We start from the raw sequence: 24,237 nt of genomic DNA, 5'->3' as shown, positions 1-24,237 counted from the left end.
GGCGGCTGGTGAGGCCGAGGATCCAAGGCGCCAAGGCTGGGTGAGGAGCCATCCCGTGGCGCCACCGCCGAACTGGTTTCTCGAAGTTCCCAAAAAGGTGGCTCCAAGGATCATGAATCGTCCAGGAAGCCATTCAAAGGCGGCAATCGCCATGAAGCGGCGATTGCCTTGCCCCCAGGGTCGGCGCCTTATCTCGGCAGCTCGGGCTGGGTCGTGACCATGAATTTCCAATCGGCGAGCGCCGCGTGCCGGTGTGGCGCGGCCTGCTCCGCGTAGGCCGGGTTTTCAAGAATTCGGCGCAGCGTGGCGAAGCTCGCATAGCGGACGATGACGATATCGTCCCAGGCTTCGCCAGCGATGCCCACCAGCACCCCCCGGACATTGCCGACCCAGAAAACCGAATAGTCCTCACCCCGCGCGACAGCCTGGAAGGCCGGGGCATATCGTTGGAAATAGGCCTCCCTGCCCGAGCAGGGCGGCAGATCGGAGGCCGCTTCATAGGTGGCCTGGTCTCGATAACGCACCAGATTGACCATGTAGACCGGGCCCGCTTCGGCAAGTGCGCCGCCCGCCGCGTCCAGCGCCGCAGGGGTGTAGTCGATGATCGCCATATCTCGCCTTCTTGGATTGTTGCGCTGAGCACTTCCATGCGGGGAACCGTGAGCGTTCAGGCGCCGCCGGCGGACTGCGCTTGCCAAGCAATACGTCCAACTGTATTTATTAGCAATGGCCAGACCGTCCCTTCGCGAAAAAATCATCGAGTCCGGGGTGCGTACGCTGCATGAGCGTGGATACGCCGGTGCCGGCGTGCGCGAGATCACCAGTGACGCCGGCGTGCCCCAGGGCTGCTTCACCAACCATTTCCGATCGAAGGAGGCTTTCGCCGCCACCATCCTCGATCGCTACCATGAGCGCACACAGGCGATCATGGACGGCACGTTGCGCGATGAAAGCCGGCCGGCGGTCGAACGATTGCGCGCTTATTTCGATGCCATCACCGAACGGCTGGAAGCGGCGGGCTGGCGATACGGCTGCCTTGTCGGCAACATGAGCCTTGAAGTGCCGGAACAGAGCGAGGTGCTGCGCACCCATTTGGTCGAGGTTTGCCGCACGCTCACCGACGCGTTCGCCGAGGCTGTGCGTGCCGGCCAGGAAGCGGGTGAGATCCGGGACGATCTCGATGCCGGCGACGTCGCGACCTTCCTTCTCGCCGCCTGGGAAGGCGCTATGATGCGCATGAAAGTGGACCGGTCCCCACAACCCATCGAGCAGTTCAAGCGGGTGCTCTTCGCGTCCATCCTTGCTTCAGGGGTGAAGGCCGGCACCTCCCCATGACGCGGCCGGGCGTGCGGGCATGGACTGGAACGACCTCTCCGGGATGGCTTCGATGATCAGCCGTGCGCCGGCTGGATCGGATAAAGGCTTGAGAGCGTTTCGCGAAGCCAGCGTTGAACCGGGTGGGCGTCGTTCCTGCGGTGCCAGGACATGGCGAACGACACCGGCCCCAGCGCGACGGGCGGCGGTAGGATCAACAAATCGTTGCGCGCGGCGGACGCGTCGACTGCACCTTCCATGAGGGTGGCGATGAGGTCGGAGCGGGCCACCAGGGAAGGGGCCGCGTACATCTGCGGCAGCGACAGGGCGATGCGGCGGCGCAAGCCCATCGCCGCCAGCGCGGCGTCGACCTGGCCGAACCGTTCCCCCTCTGGCGAGACGAGAAGGTGGGACAGGCTGAGGAAGGTCGGCAGGTCGAGCGTGCGCGAGGCCGCCGGATGGCCGCGCCGCATGATGCAGACGAAGCGCTCCTCAAACAGCGGCAGGCTGAGGATGCGGCCGCCCACCGGCTGGCGGGGTGGGACGCTGATCGTCAGGTCGGCGTCGCCGGCGTCCAGGATGGCGACGGCATCGTCCCGGTGGGTGAAGGCGTTGATGCGCAGCGTCACATTGGGCGCCCGTTCCCGCAGGGCTTCGGTCAGCCGCGGCAGCAGTACCAAGGCCGGATGATCGGACAGGGCCAGCGTGAACGCCTGCGACGATGTGGTGGGGTTGAAGCGCTGGGTGAACTCCAGTGTCCGGCTGATCTCGGCCAGCGCCCGGCCCAGGGGTTCCGCCAGGTCGCTGGCGCGCTGGGTGGGTTGCAACCCCGACGGGCTGCGAACGAACAGTTCATCCTCGAACAGCGCGCGCAACCGCGCCAGCGCGGCGCTCATCGCCGGCTGGGTGCGTCCTGTCCGCTTGCCCGCCCGCGTGACGCTCCGCTCCGCCATCAAGGCGTCGAAGGCGACGAGCAGGTTGAGGTCGATGCCATGCAAATCCATGCCATGGATGTTTTCACATACAGACTATCGATTTCAAGAATGTTGCTCGCTTGCCTAGCTTTGGAGGGTGTCAACCAGGAGACAGTCCATGTCGCAAAACCCTATCGTCACATCCAATGGGCTCGCCGAGCGGGATCGCGTCGCGATCGAGACGCTCTACCGCGCCTTTTCCGACCATAATCCCGACCTTCTGGAGGAGGTGCTGGCCACGGACTGGCAGGACATTCCCCTCGCCCCCGGCCAGGCCCCCGGCCGCGAGGGCATGAAGCCGCTGGTTCGCGCCTTCAGCGCCGCCTTCCCCGACGTGCGCATCATCATCCATGAACTGATCGGCGCACCGGGCCGGGCGGCCGTGCGCGCCGAGATAACGGGCACCCACCAGGGCGAATGGTTCGGCGTGGCGCCGACCGGCATCCGTTTCGCCATCCCGATCCACGAGTTCCATCATGTGCGGGATGGACGCGTCACCCATACCTGGCACCTGGAGGACTGGTTCGGCTGGCTGCATCAGGTGGGCGCCATGGGTGCCGGGGAGAAGGGAGAATGAAGGCGTTTCGTATCCACGGCTACGCGGCGGATCCGGTCATCGACACCATCGATATGCCCCAGCCCGGAGCCGGCCAGGTGCTGGTGCGCGTCGCGGCCGCCAGCCTGAACCCGCTCGATGTGAAGCTGCAGCGCGGCTACATGGAGGCCTTCTTCCCGCTGGCCTTCCCCTACACGCTGGGAAGCGACCTGAGCGGCACCATCGAGGTCGTGGGCGACGGCGTGTCGGGCTGGCGCGCCGGTGACCGGGTCGTGGCGCGAACCGCGCCGACCAGCGGCGGCGCCCTGGCGGAGTTCGCGTTGGTCCCGGCCGACCACCTCGTGCGTCTGGCCGATGCCGTCACCTTTAAGCGGGCCGCCGGTGTCCCGACAGCCGCGGGCACGGCCTGGCAGGCGCTGTTCGAGGTCGCCCGGCTGGGGGCGGGGCAGACGATACTCATCCATGCCGGCGCGGGCGGGGTCGGCAGCTTCGCCATCCAGTTCGCCCGCCAAGCCGGCGCGCGGGTGGTGGCGACCGCATCCGGCAGCGGCATCGCCATCGCGGAACGCTTAGGCGCCGATCTCGTGATCGACTACCGCAACCAGGATTTCACCAAACGCGTCTCAGACGTGGACATGGTCCTGGACACCATCGGCGGCGACACCCAGGCGCGCTCCTATCAGGTGCTGCGCGCCGGTGGTTTCCTCGCCTCCGTCGCGGCCCCGCCGGATGAGGCCTTCGCGAAGGCGCACGGCGTGGATGCCGCGTTCGTCTTCCACAGTTCCGACGGCCTCCGGTTGGCGGCCGTCATGGACAAGGTCGCGGCGGGGACCGAGGTCTTGATCGACCGCATTGTGCCTTGCCGCGACGCCATCGGGGCGTTCCATCACCAGGCGTCCGGCCGCGCGCGCGGCAAGATCGTCCTGACGAACGGGTGGTGAAGGTCGAAAGACGTTCAGCTCGGTCAACCCTCCGGGCGCGCCTTGGCGTCCGGAGGGTCCGGTGGCTCACGTCTGATGCACATACTCGCCGGGTGCCGGACACAGCGTGGACGATATTTCAGGAGGCGCGACCTGGACCGCCTTTCCGGCGCCGCGCAACCACTCCTCCCAGGCCGGCCACCAGGAGCCGCCCTGGCTCGGCACCGACGCCGCCCAGGTATCGGGGTCGATGTACCGTTGATCCGGGTGCCGTGTCAGTATCTGGTAGCTGCCGCGCTCCCCCGCCGGCGGGTTGACGATGCCCACGTTGTGGCCGCCGGACACCAGGGTGAAGGTGACGGCGGTGTCGCTGAACAAGTTGATCTTGTAGACCGAGCGCCAGGGGGCGACGTGATCGCGGGCCGTGCCCAGGGCGAAGATCGGCACCTTGATGTCGCGCAGCGCGATCACCCGCCCGTCCACCGCGAAGCGGCCGGCGGACAGGCGGTTTTCCAGGAACAGGCCGCGCAGGTATTCGCCGTGCATGCGCGCCGGCATGCGCGTGGTGTCGGCGTTCCAGGCCATCAGGTCGGTCATGGGCTCGCGATCGCCCAGCAGGTAGTCGCGGATGAACCGCGACCAGATCAGGTCGTTGGGGCGCAGCAATTGGAAGGCGCCGGACATCTGGCCGCCACTGAGGTAACCCTGCATCCACATCAGGTCGTCCAGCAGGCTGACCTGGCGCTCATCCAGGAACAGCATCAGCTCGCCCGCCTCGGCGAAATCGGTCTGCGCCGCCAGCAAGGACAGGCTGGCCAGCCTGTCGTCCCCGTCGCGGGCCATGGTGGCGGCGGCGATGGACAGGATGGTGCCGCCCAGGCAATAGCCGCAGGCGTGGATCCGCTGGCCGGGAACGGCGGCGGCGACGGCGTCCAGCGCCGCCATGACGCCCAGGCGGCGGTAATCGTCCAGGCTCAAATCCCGATCGCCGGCGTCGGGATTCCGCCACGAGACCATGAAGACGGTGTGGCCGCGCCCCACCAGCCAGCGCACCAGCGAATTTTCCGGTCGCAGGTCCAGGATGTAGTACTTCATGATCCAGGCCGGAACGATCAGCACCGGCTCCGCATGGACGGTGGGCGTCGCCGGCGCGTATTGGATCACCTCCATCAACCGGTTGCGGTAAATGACCGAACCGGGGGTCAGCGCCACGTCGCGGCCCACCTGGAACTCCTCCGTTCCCGCCGGCGGCGCGCCTTTCATCAGGCGGCTGGCGTCCTCCAGCCAGTTCAGCCAGCCGCGCGCCAGGTTGGCGCCGCCTTCCTGCAGCGTGCGCCCCATGATGACGGGGTTCAGCCAGGGCAGGTTGGTGGGCGACAGGACGTCGGCCAATTGGCTGAAGAGGAAGGCCAGTTCGTTCTCATGCTGACGCGCCACGCCGGGCACGCGACGGGGGGCGTCCAGCAGCAGCCTTTCGCCCAGCAGATAGGCCTGCGCCACGGCCACATGGGGCCATTGCCGCCAGACCGGATCGGTGAAGCGATGGTCGCCGGGCTGCGGGTCGACCAGCGGGGCGGCGCCGCCCCTGGCGAACGCCTCCGCCAGCCACACGGCGAATTGCCCGGCCGCGTCCGCCGCCGCCAGGGTCCAGCCCAGCCGCCGGCCCGGGCTGGCCGACAGGTGCACGGCCCAGTCCGTCCACGCCTCCAGCACGACCGATGGGGACAGTCCCTGCGTCATGCGCGCCGCCGTGGCACGCAAGGCGCGGTCAAGGGCGCGAAAATCCGGATCCGATTCCGCGGCGGGCGGGGGCGGTAGGGCGACGGCCACGGTCGGTCGGGACGCCCGGCGGTGGGCGCGCCGGGCCGGGGCTTGAGGCGGGGCGGGGATGGGAACGGCGGCGGTCATGGGATGCCTCCTATCGCCGGTCCACGGCATGGGGCCGGCCATCCCCATCATGGCAGCCGTGGTGACGGCGGCCTTGATGCAACGCAAGGCGCGCGCGTCCGTGGGGGCGCACAGTGTCTCCACCGCCCGCGAAGGGGCCTTCCCCATCGGCGGGCCGGGAAGGGGAGGAATCATGACGCCAGGTCGCCTCAAACTGCCGCGGGTGCTGGGCATTCCCATTTTCGTGGACCTGTCCTGGTTCTTCGTGGCCGCCCTGATCGGATGGTCGCTGGCGGCGGGCGTGTTCCCCGCGCTGCTTCCCGGCAGGCCGGGGCCGCTCTATCTGTGGATGGCGGTGGCGGGGACGCTGGGCCTGTTTGTCTGCGTCCTGCTGCATGAACTGGCGCACAGCCTGGTGGCGCGCCGGTTCGGCATGCGGATCAACGGCATCACCCTCTTCATTTTCGGGGGTGTGGCCGAAATCGCCGACGAGCCCGGGAAACCGTCCCAGGAGTTCCTGGTGGCGATCGCCGGCCCCGCCGCCAGCGGCGTCATCGCCGCCGCCTGCTGGGCGCTGGCGCGCCAGCTCCCGGACGTGGATGGTTGGCCGGCGGTGGCGGTGACCCTGGCCTATCTCGGCCAGCTCAACGCCTATCTCGCGCTGTTCAACCTGGTGCCCGCCTTCCCGCTGGACGGCGGCCGCGTGCTGCGGGCGGCGCTGTGGCGGCTGCGCGATGACTACGCCTGGGCCACCCGTGTCGCGGCGGCCTGCGGCGATCTGTTCGGCCTGTTCCTCATCGCGATGGGGTTCTGGAACGCCGTGACGGGCGATGTCATGGGCGGCCTGTGGGGGGTGATCGTCGGCATGTTTCTGCGGAATGCCGCCGCGAGCGGATACCGGGACATGCAGGTGCGCACGGTCCTGGGTGGGACGCGGGTGGCCGACGTGATGACGCCGGATCCCATTTACGTCAGTCCGCAGGCCGTCGTCGGCGATTTCCTCACCCGTTATGTCTACCGCTATCACCACCGCAGCTTTCCAGTGGTCTGGGACGGCCGTGTCATGGGTGTCGTCGGCATCCCGCAGGTGGCGGCCCTGGCGTCCGACGAGTGGTCCGCGACCCCGGTCCGCGACATCATGGTCCCGTGCGGGGAGGAGGACGTCATCGCCGCCGACGCCGGCGTGGTCGATGCCTTCCGCCGGCTGGGCCAGATCGGGCGAAGCCGGCTATGGGTGTTGGATCAGGGTCGCCTGGTCGGCGTCATCGCCGCCAGGGACCTGATGGTCCTGGCCTCGCTGGCCACGGAGCTGCCGGCCCTGGCCCGGCATGGCGGGGCGACGCCATCCGGCCGGGAGGCGTCAGTCCCGCCGCATTTCACGGGGCCTGGTCCGCTGGACATCCACACCCAAGGAAACGGAGGTCATCATGCCTGACGGTACGCAACCCCTGAATTCGACCGAAGCCTTGGCGAAAGGGGTGATGGAGGAGGTTTTCACCGGCAACGTCGCCTGGCTGGACGATGTCCACAACATCTATGGCCGCTGGACGCAAGGAATGCTGGGCACCGTCCAGGAGATGGTGCGGCTTTGGGAAGGCCGCTTCCACGAGGACTGCGAGGCGTGCAAGACCCTGTCGGCCTGCCATACGCCGCTGGACCTCCAGCGCTTCGGCCAAGCCTTCGCGGCCAAGGCCAGCCAGGATTACGCCGAGGGGCTCGGGCGGCTGCTGCACGTGGCGGTGGAGGCGCTGGGGCCTCGGGCCGCACGCGGTCCGCACGGCTGAAAAAGCGATGGGGCGGCCCCCCGGCGCCGCCCCACCCGACCGGGCCCATCCGCCCTTACTGCATGTATTTGCCGCCGTTCACGGACAGGGTCTCGCCCGTGATGAAGCCGGCGTCATCGGCGGCCAGGAAGGCCACGGCGCGGGCGATCTCCTCCGGCTGGGCCAGGCGCTTGGCCGGGATGCCATTGACGATGGTCTGCAGGATGTCGGCGGGCACGGCTTCGACCATGGCGGTCTTGGTGTAGCCTGGCGCCACGGCGTTGGCGGTGATGTTGCGGGACGCGCCTTCCAGCGCCAGGGCCTTGGTGAATCCGATCAGGCCCGCCTTGGCGGCGGCGTAGTTGGTCTGTCCCGCCTGACCCGACAGGCCGTTGACCGAACTGATGTTGATGATGCGGCCGAAGCGGCGTTCGCGCATGCTTTCGATGACGGCGCGGCACATGTTGAAGCAGCCGCCCAGGTCGACATCGATGACGGCCCGCCATTGCTCGGGTGTCATCTTGTGCAGCATGGCGTCGCGGGTGATGCCGGCGTTGTTGACCAGGATGTCGATCGGGCCAAAGTCAGCGGTGACCCGCGCGACGCCGTCGGCGCAGGCGGTGTAGTCGGCGACGTCCCAGAAAACCGTCGGCAGGCCCGTGGCCTGCCGAAAGGCTCCGGCCGCGGCCTCATCCGCGGGCGGGCAGGTGGCAACCACCGTATGGCCGGCGGCCTTCAAGGCAAGGCTGACGGCGGCCCCTATGCCGACGACCCCACCCGTGACCAAAGCGACGCGTACCATCAGAACCTCCATCCCATGTGTGTCGGTTGCCAGCCCATGGGATCATCCGCAGGGCCCAGGGTTCCTTGTGATGCGTCAAGACATCGGCGATTCCGATCCGGATTGCGGCCGATCAATGCCGGGGCCCGGAGAAAGGTGTTCACTGGGGATTGGCCGGAAGCTGCCGAACCGGAGGGAATGTCATGCGCGCCATGGTATGGGATGGAACGGGGGCGCTGGAGGAACGGGAGTTGCCCGACCCGCGGCCGGAGTCCGGCGAAGTGCGCATCGCCGTCCGGGCTTGCGGCGTCTGCCGCACCGACCTGCATCTCATCGATGGCGACCTGCCGTCCGGTGGCCTGCCCCGCGTTCCAGGTCATGAGATCGTGGGCGTCGTGGACCGGCTGGGCCCCGGGGTCACCGGCCTCAACCTGGGCCAGCGCGTGGGCGCGGGCTGGCTGGGCCACAGCTGCCAGCGCTGCCCCTATTGCCTGTCGGGCCATGAGAACCTGTGTGACCAGCCCGCCTTCACCGGCTACACCCGCGACGGCGGCTTCGCCACCCTGGCGGTGGCGGAGGCGCGTTACGTCTATCCCCTGGATGGCATCGACCTGGGCGACGCCATGGCGGCCCCGCTGCTGTGCGCCGGCCTTATCGGCTGGCGGTCGCTGGTGATGGCGGGCCCACATCGCAAGCTGGGCCTCTACGGCTTTGGCGCCGCCGGCCATATCATCCTTCAGGTCGCCCGCTGGCAGGGCGCCGAGGTGTTCGTCTTTACCCGGCCCGATGACCTGGCCGCGCAGGAGTTTGCCCTGTCCCTGGGCGCCGTCTGGGCCGGTTCGTCGGAAGAGCCGCCGCCGGAGCCCCTGGACGCGGCCATCCTCTATGCCCCGGTGGGCGCGTTGGTGCCGGCGGCGCTGGCGGCCGTACGAAAGGGCGGGCGGGTGGTCTGCGCCGGCATCCACATGAGCGACATCCCCGCCTTCCCCTACAGCCTGCTGTGGGGCGAGCGCCAGTTGGTCTCGGTCGCCAACCTGACGCGGGCCGACGCCCTGGACTTCCTGCGCGTCGTGCCCCTGGCCGGCATCCGGCCCGAAGTGACGGCTTATCCGCTGTCCCAGGCCAACCAGGCGATCACCGACCTACGCGCCGGCCGGGTGCGCGGGGCGGCGGTTCTGGTGCCCTGACGGTCAGCGCGCCGCCGCCAGGTGGCGGCGGAAGCGCCACAGGCTGAGGCAGAAGAACAGGGCGCCCATGCCGGCCACGGCGGCGAAATGCGGCCAGACCAAGGTGATGTCCGCCCCCCGGTACAGGATGGCTTGGGCGAAGGCCACGAACTGGGTGGCGGGCGAGAACTGCATGATCCGCTGCAGCCAGAGGGGCATGCTCTCCAGTGGCGTGTTGCCGCCGGACAGAAGGTTCAAGGGCAGGACGATCAGGATGAACAGCAGGCCCAGTTGCGGCATGGACCGCGCCACCGTGGCCAGGAAGATGCCCAGGGCGGTGGTGAAGAAGAGGTAGACACCGGTGCCCGTCAGAAACAAGGGCATGGACCCGGCGAGGTGGATGCCCAGGGCCCAGCGGATGATCAGGGCCAGGGAAAGCGCCGTCATGCCCAGCACCACCAGGCCGTTGGCCAGCACCTTCGCCCCCATGATCTCCAGCGGGCGCACGGGCATGACCAGCAGATGCTCCAGCGTGCCGTGCTCCCGCTCGCGGATGACGGCGGCGCCGGTCAGCAGCACCGACAGCATGGTGACGTTGAACAGGATGGCCATCAGGCCGGTGAAGCGCGTCGTCTCCAGCGTCTGGTTGAAGGCGAAGCGCAGCTGGGCGCTGACCGCGTCGGGGACGGTGGTGGTCTTGTCGCGCGCCAGGAAGCGCGCGACCTCATCGCTCAGCACCGATTGGATCTGCGCGGCCCCGATGCCGGCCTGCATCATGGCGGTGGCATCCACCAGGATCTGCAGCTCCGCCCCCCGGCCGGCCAGCAGGTCGGCCTGGAAGTCCGGCGGCACGTCCAGCACGAAGGTGTAGCGCGCTTCGGCCATGGCCCGGTCGACCTCGCCCTTGCCGATGAGGGCGGGAGCCTGGAAGTCCGGCGCGCGGAAGGCGGAGCGGAAACGCAGCGCCAGGGGCGACTGGTCCTCGTCCACGATGGCGATGGAGGCGTTGCGCAGTTCGTGACTGATGCCCGTGGCCTGCAGGTAGATCATGCCGGTGAAGGCGTAGAGCACGAAGAACAGCATGAAGCGGTCGCGCAGCAGGCCCGCCAGTTCCTTGCGCGCCAGGGTCAGCAGATTGCGGAAGGCCGCCATGGGCTCAGGTCTCCTGCTTGCGCAGCAGCACGGCCGCCGTCAACACCAGCGCCGGGAAGAAGGCCAGCAGCGACAGGATGAAGGGCGTCAGCTCCGCCAGGAATAACCCCTTGGTGAAGGCCCCCACCACCGTCTTCACGAAGTACGTCGTGGGGAAGATGGCGCCCAGCAGGTGGGGCATGCCCGACAGGGTGGAGACGGGCTGCATCATGCCGGAGAATTGGATGGCCGGCAGCATGGTGACGATGGCTGTGCCGAACACGGCGGCGGTCTGGGTGCTGACGAAGCAGGACACCAGCAGGCCCAGCGCGGTGGTGGCCATGACGTAGGCCAGCGCGCCCAGGCTGAGGCCCGCCAGGCTGCCCTTCAGCGGCACATGGAAGATGACCAGTGCCATCACCACCATGATGGTGTAGTTGAAGAAGGCGATGGCGATGTAGGGCAGCTGTTTGCCCAGCAGGAATTCCAGCCGCGACACCGGCGTCACGTACAGATTGGTGATGGAGCCCAGCTCCTTCTCCCGCACCACGCCCAGGGCCGTCAGGATGGACGGGATGAAGACCAGCAGCAGGCCGATGACGGAGGGCACCATGGCGTCGGCGGACCGGAAGGCCTGGTTGTAGCGGAAACGCGGAATGAGGTTCAGTCCCGGCGCCTCCTCGACACCGGCCTCCGTCGCCAGATCCTGCCGCAGGCGGGTGAACAGCCCGGCGACATAGCCCTGGATGGTTTCCGCCCGGAAGGGCATGGCGCCGTCGATGCGCACGGCGATCTCCGCCGGGGTGCCCTTCTTCACGTCGCGGCCGAAGTCCGGCGGTATGTCCACCACCAGGGCGATGTCGTTGGCCTGCAGGCGCCTCAAGGCCTGGGCCGCGTCCGTGGCGGGCGGCGTGGCCTGGAAGTAGCGTGAGCTGGAGAACGCCTCCACCACCGTGCGCGACAGGGGGCTGTGGTCACGGTCCAGCACGGTGTAGCGCAGGTTCTCGACATCGAAGTTGATGCCGAAGCCGAAGACCAGCATCAGCATCAGGGTGCCCAGCAGGGCGACCGTCAGGCGGACGGGGTCGCGGCGCAGCTCCAGCCCCTCGCGCAGGGCGTAGGCCGACAGCCGCCGCAGGGAAAGGCCGCCCGCGTCCGCCGTGGCGTCCGGTGGGGGGAGATCGCCACCGGGGTGGGACCGGGTACCTCATCCGGCGCGTTTTCCCGCATGTAGGCGACGAAGGCGTCGTCCAGGCTGGGGGCATCCTTCGCCCGGCGCAGGTCCTCCGGCGCGCCCACCGCCAGCACGCGGCCGGCCTGCATGAAGGCGACGCGGTCGCAGCGCGCGGCCTCGTTCATGTAATGGGTGGAGACGAAGATGGTGACGCCCTGGTCGCGCGACAGGGTGGTCAGTTGCCGCCAGAAGGCGTCGCGGGCCACGGGGTCCACGCCCGAGGTCGGCTCGTCCAGGATCAGGACTTCGGGCTTGTGCAGCACGGACACGGCCAGCGACAGGCGCTGGCGCACGCCCAGCGGCAGGCTATCCGCCAGGGCCGGCAGGTAGGGGGCCAGGCCGAAGTCGGCCACCACCTCGGCGATGCGCGCCTGCGCCGCGCCGCGCCCGAGGCCGAACAGGGTGGCGTGCAGGTCCAGGTTCTGCGCCACCGACAGATCGCCGTAGAGCGAGAAGGACTGGGCCATGTAGCCCACCCGGCGGCGGGTGGCGAGGTCGCCGGGGTCGACCGGCTGGCCGAACAGCAGGGGCGTGCCGGCGCTGGCCGGCAGCAGGCCGGTCAGCATCTTCATGGTGGTGGTCTTGCCACAGCCGTTGGAGCCCAGGAAGCCGAAGATCTCCCCCTTGGGGATGGCGAAGCTGACCCGGTCCACGGCGACGAAATCGCCGAAGCGGCAGGTCAGCTCCCGGGCCTCGATGGCGATGGGGCCACCGGGCGGCAGGGGGGCGATGGCGGCCGCCTCGCCCGGTCCCCGCCGGTTCACCGGTAGCAGGGCCACGAAGGCCGCCTCCAGGGTGCTTGTGCCGCTACGGCCCATAAGCTCGCCTGGCGTACCGTCGGCCAGGATGCGACCGCCGTCCATCATCACCGCGCGGTCGAAACGCTGGGCTTCGTCCATGTAGGAGGTGGCGACCAGCAGGGTCATGCCCGGCCGCTCCGCCCGGATGCCGTCGATCAGGTCCCAGAACTGGCGGCGCGACAACGGGTCGACGCCGGTGGTCGGCTCATCCAGGATCAGCAGGTCGGGATCATGGATCAGGGCACAGCATAGCCCCAGCTTCTGGCGCATGCCGCCCGACAGCTTGCCCGCCGGCCGGTCGGGGAAGGGGGCGAGGCCGGTGGCCGCCAGCAAGCGGTCGATGCGCTGGCGGCGTTCCCCCGGGCCTTGGCCGAACAGCTTGCCGAAGAACTCCAGGTTTTCCCGCACCGACAGGTCGGGATAGAGGTTGCGGCCCAGCCCCTGTGGCATGAAGGCGACGCGGGGTTGCAGGCGCCGGCGGTCCCGTCCGCGCGCCATGTCGCCGCCCAACACCTCCAACCCGCCGTGCTGCAGGCGTTTGGCGCCGGCGATCAGGCCCAGCAGGGTGGACTTGCCCACGCCGTCCGGGCCGATCAGGACCAGGGTGCCGCCGGGCGGCACCACCAGGGTCACGGCATCCAGCGCCTGGGTATGGCCATAGCGATGGCTGACGCCCGTGGCGCGGATGGCCGGCGGCGGTGTCATTGCGCCGCCGTCGTGGTCAGGCGCGACTGCAGCCAGGCGGGCCACGCGGCCTTGGCGTCCAGACGGACGTAGGCGGTGCCGCTGACACCCGTCTTCACCTGTTCGATATGGCCGGTCACCAGGGCCTGGGGCACACGCGCCTTCAGCCGGAACATCATGCGGTCGCGCTCCGCCCGGGTTTCCACCTGCTTGGGCGTGAACTGCGCCTTGGGCGCCACGAAGCTGACCGACGCGGGGATGGCCAGGCCGGGCAGGGCGTCCAGCAGCAGGCGCACGTCGGCGCCCAAGGCCACCCGGTTGGCGTAGTCGGTGGGCAGGAAGAAGGTCATGTACACGTCGGACAGGTCCAGCAGGGTGGCGACCTTGCCGCCCGCGCCCAGCATTTCCCCCGGTTGCGCCAGCTTGTAGAGGATGCGGCCGGTCACCGGCGCCTTCAGGATGCCGTCGTCCGCCAGGTCGCGCAGGCGGTCGGCATCCGCCTCCGCCGCGCGGATGCCCTCCTCGGCGGCGCTCAGGCCGCTCTTGGCCGATCGCAGGGCGGCCGAGGCGCTTTTCAGCTGGTTGCGGTTGGTGTCCACCCGTTGCTGCGAGACGTTACCGCGGGAAAACAGCTCCGTCGCCCGGTTCATCTCCTTGGTGGCGAATTCGAGGTCGCTTTGCCGCTGCACCACCAGGCTGGCGGCCTGGTCACGGGTTTTCTGCGCCTGCGCCAGGGCGGCGACGGCGGCGCGGTACTGGGCCTGGATGTCGCGCACGTCCAGGCGGGCCAGCACGGTGCCGGCCTGCACCAGCTGCCCCTCCTCGAATTCTATGGTCAGGACGCGGGCCGCGTACTTGGCGGCGATGTCCACCTCCTGCGCCTCGATGCGGCCGTCGGCGGAGACGAAGCCGGCCGGCAGCACGTTGCCGCGCGTGCGCAGCCACAGCAGGTAGCCGCCGCCGGCGGCGCCGGCCAACAGGATCAACACCAGCAGGAACTTGAGGAAACGCATGGGGCCGGTGCTCCTTCAGGGGTTGGCCGGGGGCGCCGGGTTGGGGGCCTGGGGTTTCAACAGCGCGGCGATGCGGTCCAGCAGGGCCAGGCGCTGGGCGTCGCCGTCGGCGTGGCGCAGCGTTTCCGCCAGGTCGAGGATCGTGGCGGCATAGACGTTGTGCCAATCCTGTTCGGGCACGGCCGCCAGACGCGGCTGGTTGGCCGGCTTCCGCTCAGCATGGCCGGGCCGCAGGACGATGGTCTCATCCAGTTCAGGCTGATAGACCGGGACCGACAGGCCCCGGGTGGCCAGCGCGTCCGCCAGGGCCTGCCGCGGCGTGGTCTCCCCGTGCATCAGGGCGATGCCATTGCGGATGGGGCCGCGCGCCGCCAGCCACGCCAACAAGGCCGCTTGGTCGGCGTGGCCGGAATAGCTGTCCAGGGTGCGGATGCGGGCGCGCACCTCCACCTCTTCGCCGTGGATGCGGACGTGGCTGGTCCCCTGGGTCAGGATGCGGCCCAGCGTGCCCGGCGCCTGATAGCCGACGAACAGGACCGTGGCGTTGCGTTGCCACAGATGGTTCTTCAGGTGATGGCGGATGCGGCCGGCGTCGCACATGCCGCTGGCCGCCATGATGATGGCGCCACCACCCAGGCGGTTCAGGCGTTTGCTGTTCTCCACCGCCGTGATGGGGTGGAAATAGGGCCGGTCGAAGGGATCGGCGACGGCGGCGTGGTTGATGTCGGACAGGTGCTGGCGGAAGACATCCGTCACGTTCACCGCCAGCGGGCTGTCCAGGAAAATGTCCGTGCGCGGCAGGGCCCCGTCGTCCATCAGCCGGGCCAGGTCGTACAGCAGCTCCTGCGTCCGCTCCACCGCGAACACGGGGATCAGCAGTACCCCGCCGGTCTTCAGCGCCGCAGCCACCTCTTCGCCCAGCTGGCGCCGCCGTTCCTCATTGTCCATGGGCGGGCGCAGCGTGCCGCCGTAGGTCGATTCACAAAACACCCAGTCCATGCCCGACGGGCCGTCGGGCAGGCCGTGGAAGGGCTTGTCGCCCGGCCCCAGGTCGCCGGAGAACAGCAGCGTCTGTTCCCCGCCGTCGCCCGCCACCCGCACCTCCACCGAGGCCGAGCCCAGCAGGTGCCCCGCGTCCCAAAAGCGGATCTTCACGCCGGCCATGACGTCGATCCAGACGCCGTACCCGGCCGGCTCCAGCTGGTCCAGGCAGGCTTCGGCGTCCTTGCGGGTGTAGATGGGTTGCACCTCCGCCCGGCCGCGCTGGCGGTTGCGGTGGTTCAGGTGCTGAACCTCGCTTTCCTGGATGAAGCCGCTGTCCGGCAGCATGAAGGTCAGCAGGTCCCGCGTGCCCCCGGTGCAGTGGATGCGGCCTTTGAATCCCTGGCGGCACAGTTTGGGCACCAGGCCGCTGTGATCGATGTGGGCGTGGGTCAGCACCAGCGCCGCCGGCTCGCGGGGGTCGAAGGGGAAGTCGCGGTAGTTCAGCTCCTTGACCGTCTTGGGGCCCTGGAACAGGCCGCAGTCGATCAGCAACGCCCCGCCATCGTGGCGGATCAGGGTGCAGGACCCGGTGACGGTGCCGGCGGCGCCGTGGAAGGTGACGGTGGGGATCATGGGAACAGGCCTTTGAATGGTCAGGCGTAGGATCCGGTTTCGGAAGGGCGTGCAGCGGGGGCCGTCGGTACCTTCAGGCCATGGGCCAGCAGGGCGCGCCACACGCCCGCGGCGTCGTCGGCGAAGCTGAACAGTTCCAAATCGGCCGGGGAGATCATGCCGGTCTTGGCCAGCACGTCGAAATTCACCACCCGATTCCAATAGGCCTTGTCCATCAGCACGACCGGAATGGCCGGGGACTTGCCCGCCTGGCGCAGGGTCAGGATCTCGAACATCTCGTCCAGGGTGCCGAAGCCGCCGGGGAAGATGACCAGGCCCGCCGCCCGCATGGCGAAGTGCAGCTTGCGCATGGCGAAGTAATGGAACTGGAAGGTCAGTTCCGGCGTGGTGTAGGGGTTGGGCTCCTGCTCATGCGGCAGGGCGATGTTGAAGCCGATGCTGGGGGCGCCGGCCTCCCATGCGCCGCGGTTCACGGCCGCCATCAGGCCGCCGCCACCGCCCGTGGCGATGACGTTGTCGCGGAACCCGCCGGGGATGCCGTCCAGCGCCCCGCCCTGCTGCGAGGCCAGCCGGCCGAAGGCCAGCGCCTCGCCGTACCACCGGTCGGAACCGGGGAATTCCGTGGCGCGCGCCACCTCCTCCGCCGTCGTCGATGGCGCGGCCGGATCGCGAACCCGGGCGCTGCCGAAGGCCACCAGGGTGGAGCGCACGCCCCAGGCCCGCAGCCTCTCCTCCGCCTTTTCATACTCCAGCATCAGCCGCGCCCCGCGCATGCTGTCGCTCATCAGGAAACTCTGATCCAGCGCTGGCAGGCGATAGGCGGTGGACGCCAACTGCGCCCGGTTGTCGGCCTTCGAAGCATCGCGCGACATGATGGGAAGCGTCCTTGTCACGATCACCGGGCAGGGGCTGGAGCCTGTCCAGACGCCTACCCGTTCATGACCCAACCATTCACCATCCCGGCCGTTGGCAAAATGATCCACCTCAATCTCCGATCGCGTCGCGGCGGTCGTGGGATCAGGGGCTGATGATCACCTTCAGGGCGCGGCTGTCGGCGGCATGGCCGAAGGTGTCGTAGGCGGACAGGATGCCGTCCAGCGTGAACCGGTGGGTGATCAGCACCGAGGGGTCCAGCTTCCGCGACTGCACCGTCTTCAGCAGCATAGGCGTGCTGACCGTGTCCACCAGTCGGGTGGTGATGGCGATGTTCTGCGCCCACAGTCGGTCCAGGTGCAGGTCGGCCTTGTGTCCATGCACGCCCACGTTGGCGATGACGCCACCCGGCGCCACCAGATCCTGGCATAGCTCGAACGTGGCCGGGACGCCCACCGCCTCGATCACCGTGTCGGCGCCCAGGCCGCCGGTCCAGGCCTTGACCGCCTCCGGCACGTTGGTTTGCGCGCTGTTCAGGGTGCGGGTGGCGCCAAAGCGGCGGGCGACCTCCAGCCGGTTGTCGTCCACGTCGATCATGATGATCTCGGCCGGGGAATAGAACTGGGCGGTCAGCAACGCCGCCAGGCCGATCGGCCCCGACCCCACGATGGCCACGGTCGCGCCCGGCGCCACCTTGCCGTTCAGCACTCCGCATTCGAAGCCGGTGGGCAGGATGTCGCTCAGCATGGCCAGCGCCTCTTCATCCGCCCCGTCGGGGATGGGATAGAGGCTGGTGGCGGCGTGGGGGATGCGCACATATTCCGCCTGGGTGCCATCAATGACGTTGCCCAGGATCCAGCCGCCGGTGCGGCAGTGGGAATACATGCCGCGACGGCAGTAGTCGCAGGTGCCGCAGGCGGTGATGCAGGAAATCAGCACGCGGTCGCCTGGCCTGAACGTCGTGACGCCCGGGCCAACCGCATCGACCACGCCCACGCCTTCATGGCCCAGGATGCGGCCCGGCGCGCAGGTGGGCACGTCGCCCTTCAGGATGTGCAGGTCGGTGCCGCAGATGGTGGTCTTGGTGATGCGGACGATGGCATCGCCGGGGTCCCTGATCTCCGGCTTGGGCCGCTGTTCCAGCGCCTTGCGGCCGGGGCCCTGATAGACGAGCGCCTTCATGACGGTTTTCCCCTGTCTCAGGTTAGTGACGTCTCAGGTTGATGGGTCCGGTCAGCGGGGCGCCGGCGTCAGTGGGCCAGCAGCGCCGGGACCGGGGTCTTGGTCAGGATGTCCCGGGTCACGCCGCCCAGCGCCCATTCCCGCAGGCGGGAATGGCCATAGGCGCCCGCCACGATCAGGCCGGCGCCCGAAAGCTCGGCCTCGTTGAACAGCCCAGCGGCGATGTTGTCCCACTTGCCCAGCCGCCGGTTCTCGGCGGCCACGCCATGCCGCTCCAGATAGCGGGCCAGCTTGCGGTCGCCCGGCGTGTCCCTGGACCCGCCGTTGTCGATCGTGGCGATGATCACTTGGCCGGCCCGGCGCAGGAACGGCATGGCCTGGGCCACGGCGTTCGCCGCCTCCCGGCTGTCCTTCCACGCGACCAGGACGGTATCGAACGGCCGCAGGCGCGACGGGTCCTCCTCGGGAATGACGAACACGCCGCGGCCCGATCCGAACAATGCCGCCTCCACCACATCGCTGGCGCGGTTGGGTTCGGCGACGCGATAGGGGGTGCGCACCACCAGCAGGTCCGCCATGCGCGCCTCGGTGGCGACCAGTCCTTGGACGTTCGCCGCCCGGCAGTCGATGCGGTGCAGGTCATGGGGACCGGCCAGTTTCGCGAGGCGCTGTTCCAGCGCGTGTTCCACCAGCCGGCACTGGGTCTTGGCCTCATCCAGGTGCTGGGACAACAGGCTGCGGCTCACGGCGTAATGGGATATGCTCTCCGGCGGTTCGGGCAGGATGTTGATGTACAGGCCCCGGACGTGGGCCTGATGCACGATCGCCAGATGGTCGGCATGCAGGATGCGGCTCTCGTCGTCGTCGCCGCCATCCAGGTGAACCAGAATTTCCTTGATCATCGTGCCGGCCCTCCTTCGGTGAAGCGGCCTGTCCATGGGGGCATGGAGGCGGTCGCCAGCTCTGGAACACAGCTTGCCGCAGGCGGGCTGGCGGGACCTTGACCTGGCTCAAGGGGCCATAAGCCCGAAGCTCAATGGGCGATCGGGATCGTCCGCTCCTGCTTCGCGCCGGTGCCGGCTTTGGGCAGCGTCACGGTCAGGATGCCCTTGTCGAAGGCGGCGGAGATTTTCTCCACGTCCGCGTCGCTGGGAACATGGAAGGACCGGCGGAAGCTGCCGTAGCGCCGCTCGGTCAGGTGCACGTCCCCCCGCTTCTCATCGACATTGATGGTCTTCTCCCCCTTCAACGTCAGGACGTTGTCGGCGAGGGACACGCTGATGTCCTTGGTTTCGATGCCTGGCAACTCGGCGGTGATCTGGTAGTCCGCGTCCCGCTCGGTGATGTCGACGGCGGGAATGGTCACGCCGAACGCGCCTTCGAAATGGCGCAAGGGGTCGGTGTCCGGAGACCGCCACAGGGCGGGGACGGTGAGCAGTGAGCGAGAGAAGCGGCTGAAGGCGCTATCCAACTCGTCACGAAAGGAATTCCAGAAATGGAAGGGCGAGGCGGCGGTGGCATCGGTGTTGACCGGAACGGGTTGCGGCGCCGTGGCTTTGGCCGGTTCGGTCGGGGCGGCTGCTTCAGGCATGGCATTTCTCCTTTCACGGGGGTAGGAGGTGAAACTTTCAATGGGCCAGCAGGGCCGGAATGGGCGTTTTTGTCAGGATGTCCCGGGTCACTCCCCCCAGAATCCATTCCCGCAGGCGGGAGTGGCCATAGGCCCCGGCCACGAGCAAGCCGGCGCCCAGACGCTCCGCCTCATTGAACAGGGTCTCGGAAACAGTGTTCCATTCCCGCAGGTGGCGCAGTTCGACGGTCACGCCATGGCGGTCCAGGTACCGGGCCAGGTCGGCGCCAGGTTCCGTGCCGCCGGCCTCCGCCGGCTTGTCGTCCTCCACCATGGCGACCACCACCTGGGTCGCCTTTTTCAGGAAAGGCATGGCCTGGGCCACGGCGTTCGCTGCCTCTTTACTGTCGGTCCAGGCGACAAGGACGGTGTCCTGGGGCCGGAGCCGGGCCGGCTCTTCCTCCGGCACGACGAACACACCGCGCCCGGATCCGAACAGGGCGGCTTCCACGAATTCGGGCGCCCGGCCCGGCAGGGCGAAGCCAGGCTGGTAGGGTGTGCGCACCACGGTCAGGTCGGTCGTACGCGCCTGGCTGGCCACGACGCGGTCCACGCCGTCCATCAGGACATCGAACCGGCGAAGGTCATAGGGAACACTCAGCTTGTCGAGCCGAAGGCGGATGGCCTGTTCCGTCCTGTCCGCCTGGGCCTTCAACTCGGTCATTTGCTCGGATGCCGCGCCGCGGCTGACGGCGTACTGCGGCAGCGTCAGGACGATCTCGGGCAGGCTTTCACAGTAAAGTCCCCGGATGTGGGCCCTGTGCGCGGTCGCCAGGTGCTCGGCATGCAGCAACCGGAACTCGTCGTCGGAACTTCCGTCCAGATGAACCAGTATTTCCGTGATCATGACACCCGCCCTCGTCACGGGGGAGCGGCCTGTCCGTGCCTTGGCACGATGCCGGGTCGCCAGCTCTGATCGCAGTCTGTCATGCAGGGCTGGGGCCGCATTGACCCAGGTCAAGGGGGCTCCCGCCGGAGGGGATACGCACAACAGGCGTCCCCATTCCCATTGGAAATGGGGACGACCCGTAGGCTTCAGGGCGGGGTGACAGCCGCCGTGGTGGGTTGGGTGTTCCAGCCGCGTAAGCCCACCTTGGGCTGCCCCTGGGCCAGGGCTGCGGGGTAGGCGATGGTGACCTCCCGCCGGTCGCCCGGAAGGAGGGAGACGTAGTTGTCGCTGGCGTAGGCCGGCAGCAGGCGGCTGCCGTCGGCGTTCTGCAGAGTGAGCTTGTTCATCAGCGACGCGACGGTGCCGGTGTTGGTGAGGGTCACATGCACCTTGACCTCGTCGCCCGCCTGTTCCGTCCGCGTGGCCAGGGTGACGGGCTGCGGCGCCAGGTCGTTCAGATGCCGGGTGGCGGCCTCGTCTGTCCCGCGCCAGTAAACGTTCTGCGACAGCGTGCCGGTGGCGTCCGACAGCTCCAACTCCACCAGCACCAAGCCATGGGCCTGGATGGCGGCGGCCAGGTCCAGCCTCCGCGCGGGGGTCGCTGCGTCGGTGGGGGCGTCGACCTTCTGGGTCTTGTCGCTGATGACCTGGCCCGCCACGGTCAGCACGCGGGCGCGCACCGAAAGGCCCTTCCGGGATTCGCGGGTGTTGTTGACCACGCTGATCCCATCGTCCGGTGCGTTCAGCTGCACGTGCAGGGGCTCCGCCGCCTTCTGGACGCCGTAGAAGGCGCCATGGGTGTCGTAGTCGTGGCTCATGATCTGCCAGTTGGTGCTGGGCCAGGCCGGCTGGGTCATCCACAGCAGGCGGCCGCTGTTCACCGTCCACAGGCCGGCGTTCATGCCCTCGAAGATGGCCCGGTGGCTTTCATAGTTCATCAGCTGGGCCTTGCGCTCGAAGTCGGCCAGGCTGGTGGCCGCCCCCAGCTTGCGCTCCATGGCGGCCATGAAGCCGTGGGTGTCGCCGTTCCCGGTCTGGTGCCAGTCGTGATAGGCCCAGGTGTCGCTGACCGGCCAGCGGTCGGCGGGGGGCACGGCCGCCTCGAACGCCTCCAGCGTGGGGAAGCTGGGCGTGCCCACCTCCACCGCGAAGCCGCGGGACAGCGTGGTGAAATACTGCGACGGGTCGCGGTAGTCGTAGGGGCCGCTGTCCTGCAGGTTCACGCGGTTGGAACTTCCGCTGTAATAGCGGGTGCCGTCCAGGGTGGCGACCAGGCTTTCCAATCCTTCGTTCAGCACCGGCTGCGGCACGCCCTCGTTACGGCCGAACCACAGCACGATGGAGGGGTGGTTGCGATAGCGGCGTATGACATCGGCGGCGTTGTCCAGGAACAGGGGCACGTCCTGGGCTTCGATGTTGTAGTCCTGGGTGCTTTCCCAGAAATCGTTCAGCACCATCAGGCCGTATTCGTCGGCCAGGTCGAAGAACACGTCCTCGGTGTTCTGGCCCACCCAGTTGCGGATGATGTTGACGTGGGCCTCGCGGTGCAGGCGGAAGAAGGGCTCCAGCCGGTCGCGCGACACGCGCTTGCGCCAGTCGTCGGTGCCCCAGCTGCCGCCGCGCGCCGGCACGCGCACGCCGTTGACCTTCAGGATCAGGTAGGGGGCCAGGCTGGCATCCTCCAGCGGTTTCACCGCCGGGGATTTCTCAGCACCCGGAACCAAGGAGGAGACCCAGCCGCCGGCGATCTTGTGGATGCCGGTGTGGCTGCCATCGACCACGCGCTCGCCCCGCTGGAAGGCGGCTGTGGGGTCCACCTCCACCCGGCGCAGGTGGCCACCGCTGTCCATCAGCGACAGCTCATAGCTGACTTCGCGGATGCCGAAACGGGTGCGCTTCTCATCCGATTGGGCGCCGCCGGCGGCGACCGTCAGGGTCAGGGTGTGCAGGGTGGGATCACCCAGGCCGTTGGGCCACCACAGCGCCGGCTTCTTCACGCTCAACTGCGGGAACTCGGCCGGGCTCAGGGTGACGCTGCCGGCGCCGGGCGCCAGGGTCACGGTCTTGGCGGCCGTCACGTCATCGAAGGCGGCGCGGATCTCGGCCTGCACCGGTTGGCCGGTCAGGTTCTCCACCGGCACGGTGATGGTGACGTCGGCCTTGCTGGTGTCGGGCAGGGGCAGCTTGGTCACCACTTGGGCGTCGCCGATGCGCACCGGGCCGGTGGCGGTCAGGGTCACGTCCTGCCACAGGCCGGTGTTGCGGTCGCGGACGGCGGGGATCCAGTCCCAGCCCTCGCTGGCGATGAAGGTGGGACCGTCCAGCGCCTGCATGCCGCCGTTCTCGCCCACGCCGGCGGTGATGGACTGTTCATGCGGCAGGCCGGGGTGGGGCGGCGGGGTGATCCTGACCGCCAGTACGTTCTTCTGGCCCGGGCGCAGATGGCCGGTGACGTCGAACCGCCCCCGGATGAAGGCGCCGCGCACGCCGCCCAGCCGTTCGCCGTTCAGCCACACCTCGGCGGCGTAGTTGATGCCCTTGAAGGTCAGCAGCGGGTGGCGGCCCTGCAGGTCGGCGGGGGCGTCGAACTCCGTCCGATACCAGTAGTCCTGCCTGTTCAGGCTTTCCGGGATGGCCAGGTTGTCCAGGCCGTAATCCGGGTCGGGGTAGACGCCGCGGTCGACCAGGGTGGTCAGCACCGTGCCGGGCACGGTCGCCACATACCAGGACGCGGTGTCGAACCCCGGCTGGGAGATTTGGGCGCCGTCGCCCCGCACCTTGGGAGCCTCCGCCAGACGCCAGCCGCCCACGGTCCAATTGTCGGCGCCATCGGGCTTCAACGCCGGGCCGGTGGGGAGAGGTTTCGCCACGGGTTTGGAAAAGGGGGCAGTACTCTTGGGCAGAGTCCACGGATCCTGTGGTGTCACCTGGCCCATCATCTGCCTGACCTGCACCGGCCAGGTCGGGCTGGCGGGCTCGAAATTGATCAACTCGGTGACGGGCTTGCCCTGGTCGGTGGTCCTGGCATCGTCCGGGGACAACATCTGTGGGCTGAAGACGAAATTGGCGATGCGGCCGGCGAAGGCGCCGCCAGCCGGTCCGGGGCGCCAGGCCCAGCACAGGGGCGAGGTTGAGCTGCCCCAGCGAGCCATGCGCCACCTCGGCGCTATCCAGGTAAAGGTGGGCGGTCTTGTCATAGAAGGTGGCCAGGGCGTGGTGCCAGGTTCCGGCCTTCACCGCCGTCCCGCCACTGATGGTCTCGGTGGTACCTGTGTACAGGGCCAGCCGGCCGCCCTTCAGCGCCAGGTAAAAGCCTTGGGCGGGAGCCCCCACGCCCGCCAGCAACACGGTGCCGGAGCCAATCTCGTCGGCCTGGAACCAGGTGGATAGGGTGCGGGCACCGTCGATGCGCAGGGTGGCACCGTTCAGGGGTTTGATCAGGCCGTCGCCGCCGGCCAGGAAGGCGGCGTTGTAGGGGCCGTAGACAGGGGTTCGGTCGTTGGCGACGGTCATGGTGGCGGTGGCCGCGGTTACGGTCGCGGGCGCGGTCCAGGCGGCCGACAGCATCAGGGCGGCCCACAGCAGGCCCCGGCCCGTCTTCTGGGCGCGACTATGGTTTTTAGGCATCCGCATCTTAAGGCCTCCCTCCCAGGTCGACCCCGTCGGGGCGGACCATTATTCTTTGGTTATCCGACAAACAGGTGAGGCTAATTTAATAAAACAACTTTTTTAAATAAAAAAGAGAGAAGGAGGCGGGGCCATGGCGTTTATGCTTGTCAGCACCGCCACCGCGTCCGGTGGAGGAAATGGCCCGGCGGGCTGG

21 protein-coding genes and 1 pseudogene are annotated in these 24,237 nt (G+C 68.6%); 6 read left to right on the top strand and 16 right to left on the bottom strand.

Features of this window, described 5'->3' with window-relative positions; all coding sequences use genetic code 11:
• Positions 1–188 precede the first annotated feature (188 nt).
• Positions 189–611: a DUF1330 domain-containing protein gene (locus UAA55_RS07750; protein ID WP_322952105.1), complete on the bottom strand. Its 423-nt coding sequence runs from the start codon at positions 609–611 to the stop codon at positions 189–191.
• Between the two features lie 115 nt (positions 612–726).
• Between UAA55_RS07750 and UAA55_RS07745 the strand changes: the two genes are divergently transcribed.
• Entirely contained in the window at positions 727–1,335 is a 609-nt protein-coding gene (locus UAA55_RS07745) for a TetR/AcrR family transcriptional regulator (RefSeq protein ID WP_322952104.1), read from the top strand.
• 56 nt (positions 1,336–1,391) lie between these two features.
• Here the strand turns inward: UAA55_RS07745 and UAA55_RS07740 are convergent, their stop codons facing one another.
• On the bottom strand, positions 1,392–2,318 hold the full coding sequence (locus tag UAA55_RS07740) for a LysR family transcriptional regulator (protein WP_322952103.1): 927 nt from the start codon (positions 2,316–2,318) through the stop codon (positions 1,392–1,394).
• Positions 2,319–2,406: 88 nt separating this feature from the next.
• Between UAA55_RS07740 and UAA55_RS07735 the strand changes: the two genes are divergently transcribed.
• Complete coding sequence (locus UAA55_RS07735) at positions 2,407–2,865, top strand: ester cyclase (RefSeq protein WP_322952102.1); 459 nt, start codon at positions 2,407–2,409, stop codon at positions 2,863–2,865.
• On the top strand, positions 2,862–3,785 hold the full coding sequence (locus UAA55_RS07730; RefSeq protein ID WP_322952101.1) for an NADP-dependent oxidoreductase: 924 nt from the start codon (positions 2,862–2,864) through the stop codon (positions 3,783–3,785). Before UAA55_RS07735 ends, UAA55_RS07730 begins: the two co-directional genes overlap by 4 nt.
• A gap of 66 nt (positions 3,786–3,851) precedes the next feature.
• On the opposite strand, the gene UAA55_RS07725 is transcribed toward UAA55_RS07730, so the two are convergent.
• Positions 3,852–5,672, bottom strand: a complete 1,821-nt coding sequence (locus tag UAA55_RS07725) for a PHA/PHB synthase family protein (RefSeq protein ID WP_322952100.1) — start codon at positions 5,670–5,672, stop codon at positions 3,852–3,854.
• On the opposite strand from UAA55_RS07725, the gene UAA55_RS07720 reads away from it, so the two are divergent.
• Both UAA55_RS07720 and UAA55_RS07715 read left to right on the top strand, forming a co-directional pair.
• On the top strand, positions 5,671–7,086 hold the full coding sequence (locus tag UAA55_RS07720; RefSeq protein ID WP_322952099.1) for a site-2 protease family protein: 1,416 nt from the start codon (positions 5,671–5,673) through the stop codon (positions 7,084–7,086). The genes UAA55_RS07725 and UAA55_RS07720 overlap by 2 nt on opposite strands.
• Entirely contained in the window at positions 7,079–7,435 is a 357-nt protein-coding gene (locus tag UAA55_RS07715; protein ID WP_322952098.1) for a hypothetical protein, read from the top strand. Before UAA55_RS07720 ends, UAA55_RS07715 begins: the two co-directional genes overlap by 8 nt.
• A 55-nt stretch (positions 7,436–7,490) precedes the next feature.
• Here UAA55_RS07715 and phbB read toward each other — a convergent pair whose 3' ends face one another.
• Positions 7,491–8,216 carry an acetoacetyl-CoA reductase gene (gene phbB / locus UAA55_RS07710; protein WP_322952097.1) on the bottom strand — a complete coding sequence of 242 codons (726 nt, stop codon included), beginning with the start codon at positions 8,214–8,216 and terminating at the stop codon, positions 7,491–7,493.
• 182 nt (positions 8,217–8,398) lie between these two features.
• Between phbB and UAA55_RS07705 the strand changes: the two genes are divergently transcribed.
• Positions 8,399–9,382: a zinc-dependent alcohol dehydrogenase family protein gene (locus tag UAA55_RS07705; RefSeq protein ID WP_322952096.1), complete on the top strand. Its 984-nt coding sequence runs from the start codon at positions 8,399–8,401 to the stop codon at positions 9,380–9,382.
• 3 nt (positions 9,383–9,385) lie between these two features.
• On the opposite strand, the gene UAA55_RS07700 is transcribed toward UAA55_RS07705, so the two are convergent.
• The 12 genes and pseudogenes from UAA55_RS07700 to UAA55_RS31230 all read right to left on the bottom strand — a co-directional run.
• Positions 9,386–10,513: an ABC transporter permease gene (locus UAA55_RS07700; RefSeq protein WP_322952095.1), complete on the bottom strand. Its 1,128-nt coding sequence runs from the start codon at positions 10,511–10,513 to the stop codon at positions 9,386–9,388.
• Positions 10,514–10,517: 4 nt separating this feature from the next.
• Positions 10,518–11,540, bottom strand: a complete 1,023-nt coding sequence (locus UAA55_RS07695; protein ID WP_322952094.1) for an ABC transporter permease — start codon at positions 11,538–11,540, stop codon at positions 10,518–10,520.
• Positions 11,541–11,563: 23 nt separating this feature from the next.
• Entirely contained in the window at positions 11,564–13,231 is a 1,668-nt protein-coding gene (locus UAA55_RS07690) for an ATP-binding cassette domain-containing protein (RefSeq protein WP_322952093.1), read from the bottom strand.
• On the bottom strand, positions 13,228–14,223 hold the full coding sequence (locus UAA55_RS07685) for an HlyD family secretion protein (protein WP_322952092.1): 996 nt from the start codon (positions 14,221–14,223) through the stop codon (positions 13,228–13,230). Before UAA55_RS07685 ends, UAA55_RS07690 begins: the two co-directional genes overlap by 4 nt.
• Before the next feature lie 15 nt (positions 14,224–14,238).
• Positions 14,239–15,840, bottom strand: a complete 1,602-nt coding sequence (locus tag UAA55_RS07680; protein ID WP_322952091.1) for an MBL fold metallo-hydrolase — start codon at positions 15,838–15,840, stop codon at positions 14,239–14,241.
• A 20-nt stretch (positions 15,841–15,860) separates the two neighbouring features.
• Positions 15,861–16,712 carry an LOG family protein gene (locus tag UAA55_RS07675; RefSeq protein WP_322952090.1) on the bottom strand — a complete coding sequence of 284 codons (852 nt, stop codon included), beginning with the start codon at positions 16,710–16,712 and terminating at the stop codon, positions 15,861–15,863.
• 145 nt (positions 16,713–16,857) lie between these two features.
• Positions 16,858–17,895 (bottom strand): zinc-dependent alcohol dehydrogenase family protein, encoded by a 1,038-nt coding sequence (locus tag UAA55_RS07670; protein ID WP_322952089.1) that lies wholly within the window; start codon positions 17,893–17,895, stop codon positions 16,858–16,860.
• A 68-nt stretch (positions 17,896–17,963) separates the two neighbouring features.
• Positions 17,964–18,797 carry a universal stress protein gene (locus UAA55_RS07665; protein ID WP_322952088.1) on the bottom strand — a complete coding sequence of 278 codons (834 nt, stop codon included), beginning with the start codon at positions 18,795–18,797 and terminating at the stop codon, positions 17,964–17,966.
• 131 nt (positions 18,798–18,928) lie between these two features.
• Positions 18,929–19,486, bottom strand: a complete 558-nt coding sequence (locus UAA55_RS07660; RefSeq protein ID WP_322952087.1) for an Hsp20/alpha crystallin family protein — start codon at positions 19,484–19,486, stop codon at positions 18,929–18,931.
• A gap of 37 nt (positions 19,487–19,523) precedes the next feature.
• On the bottom strand, positions 19,524–20,372 hold the full coding sequence (locus UAA55_RS07655) for a universal stress protein (RefSeq protein ID WP_322952086.1): 849 nt from the start codon (positions 20,370–20,372) through the stop codon (positions 19,524–19,526).
• A 188-nt stretch (positions 20,373–20,560) separates the two neighbouring features.
• The gene (locus UAA55_RS07650; RefSeq protein WP_322952085.1) at positions 20,561–23,566 is read right to left on the bottom strand and encodes a glycoside hydrolase family 2 protein; all 3,006 of its coding nucleotides are present in this window, start codon (positions 23,564–23,566) and stop codon (positions 20,561–20,563) included.
• A gap of 46 nt (positions 23,567–23,612) precedes the next feature.
• A pseudogene (locus UAA55_RS31230) lies at positions 23,613–23,927 on the bottom strand (LamG-like jellyroll fold domain-containing protein); the annotation flags it as partial.
• Between the last annotated feature and the right edge of the window lie 310 nt (positions 23,928–24,237).

The sequence above is a fragment of the Nitrospirillum guanabarense genome (assembly GCF_034653355.1).
Classification (GTDB): domain Bacteria; phylum Pseudomonadota; class Alphaproteobacteria; order Azospirillales; family Azospirillaceae; genus Nitrospirillum.
Note: the sequence above shows the minus strand (reverse complement) of the source record. Positions and strands in the feature narration are given on the sequence as shown.

Coding starts and splice junctions, on each gene's coding strand:
- UAA55_RS07750 (WP_322952105.1), bottom strand. CDS start 611: ATGGCGATCATCGACTACACCCCTGCGGCGCTGGACGCGGCGGGCGGC.
- UAA55_RS07745 (WP_322952104.1), top strand. CDS start 727: ATGGCCAGACCGTCCCTTCGCGAAAAAATCATCGAGTCCGGGGTGCGT.
- UAA55_RS07740 (WP_322952103.1), bottom strand. CDS start 2,318: ATGGATTTGCATGGCATCGACCTCAACCTGCTCGTCGCCTTCGACGCC.
- UAA55_RS07735 (WP_322952102.1), top strand. CDS start 2,407: ATGTCGCAAAACCCTATCGTCACATCCAATGGGCTCGCCGAGCGGGAT.
- UAA55_RS07730 (WP_322952101.1), top strand. CDS start 2,862: ATGAAGGCGTTTCGTATCCACGGCTACGCGGCGGATCCGGTCATCGAC.
- UAA55_RS07720 (WP_322952099.1), top strand. CDS start 5,671: ATGGGATGCCTCCTATCGCCGGTCCACGGCATGGGGCCGGCCATCCCC.
- UAA55_RS07725 (WP_322952100.1), bottom strand. CDS start 5,672: ATGACCGCCGCCGTTCCCATCCCCGCCCCGCCTCAAGCCCCGGCCCGG.
- UAA55_RS07715 (WP_322952098.1), top strand. CDS start 7,079: ATGCCTGACGGTACGCAACCCCTGAATTCGACCGAAGCCTTGGCGAAA.
- phbB (WP_322952097.1), bottom strand. CDS start 8,216: ATGGTACGCGTCGCTTTGGTCACGGGTGGGGTCGTCGGCATAGGGGCC.
- UAA55_RS07705 (WP_322952096.1), top strand. CDS start 8,399: ATGCGCGCCATGGTATGGGATGGAACGGGGGCGCTGGAGGAACGGGAG.
- UAA55_RS07700 (WP_322952095.1), bottom strand. CDS start 10,513: ATGGCGGCCTTCCGCAATCTGCTGACCCTGGCGCGCAAGGAACTGGCG.
- UAA55_RS07695 (WP_322952094.1), bottom strand. CDS start 11,540: ATGCTGATGCTGGTCTTCGGCTTCGGCATCAACTTCGATGTCGAGAAC.
- UAA55_RS07690 (WP_322952093.1), bottom strand. CDS start 13,231: ATGACACCGCCGCCGGCCATCCGCGCCACGGGCGTCAGCCATCGCTAT.
- UAA55_RS07685 (WP_322952092.1), bottom strand. CDS start 14,223: ATGCGTTTCCTCAAGTTCCTGCTGGTGTTGATCCTGTTGGCCGGCGCC.
- UAA55_RS07680 (WP_322952091.1), bottom strand. CDS start 15,840: ATGATCCCCACCGTCACCTTCCACGGCGCCGCCGGCACCGTCACCGGG.
- UAA55_RS07675 (WP_322952090.1), bottom strand. CDS start 16,712: ATGTCGCGCGATGCTTCGAAGGCCGACAACCGGGCGCAGTTGGCGTCC.
- UAA55_RS07670 (WP_322952089.1), bottom strand. CDS start 17,895: ATGAAGGCGCTCGTCTATCAGGGCCCCGGCCGCAAGGCGCTGGAACAG.
- UAA55_RS07665 (WP_322952088.1), bottom strand. CDS start 18,797: ATGATCAAGGAAATTCTGGTTCACCTGGATGGCGGCGACGACGACGAG.
- UAA55_RS07660 (WP_322952087.1), bottom strand. CDS start 19,486: ATGCCTGAAGCAGCCGCCCCGACCGAACCGGCCAAAGCCACGGCGCCG.
- UAA55_RS07655 (WP_322952086.1), bottom strand. CDS start 20,372: ATGATCACGGAAATACTGGTTCATCTGGACGGAAGTTCCGACGACGAG.
- UAA55_RS07650 (WP_322952085.1), bottom strand. CDS start 23,566: ATGGCTCGCTGGGGCAGCTCAACCTCGCCCCTGTGCTGGGCCTGGCGC.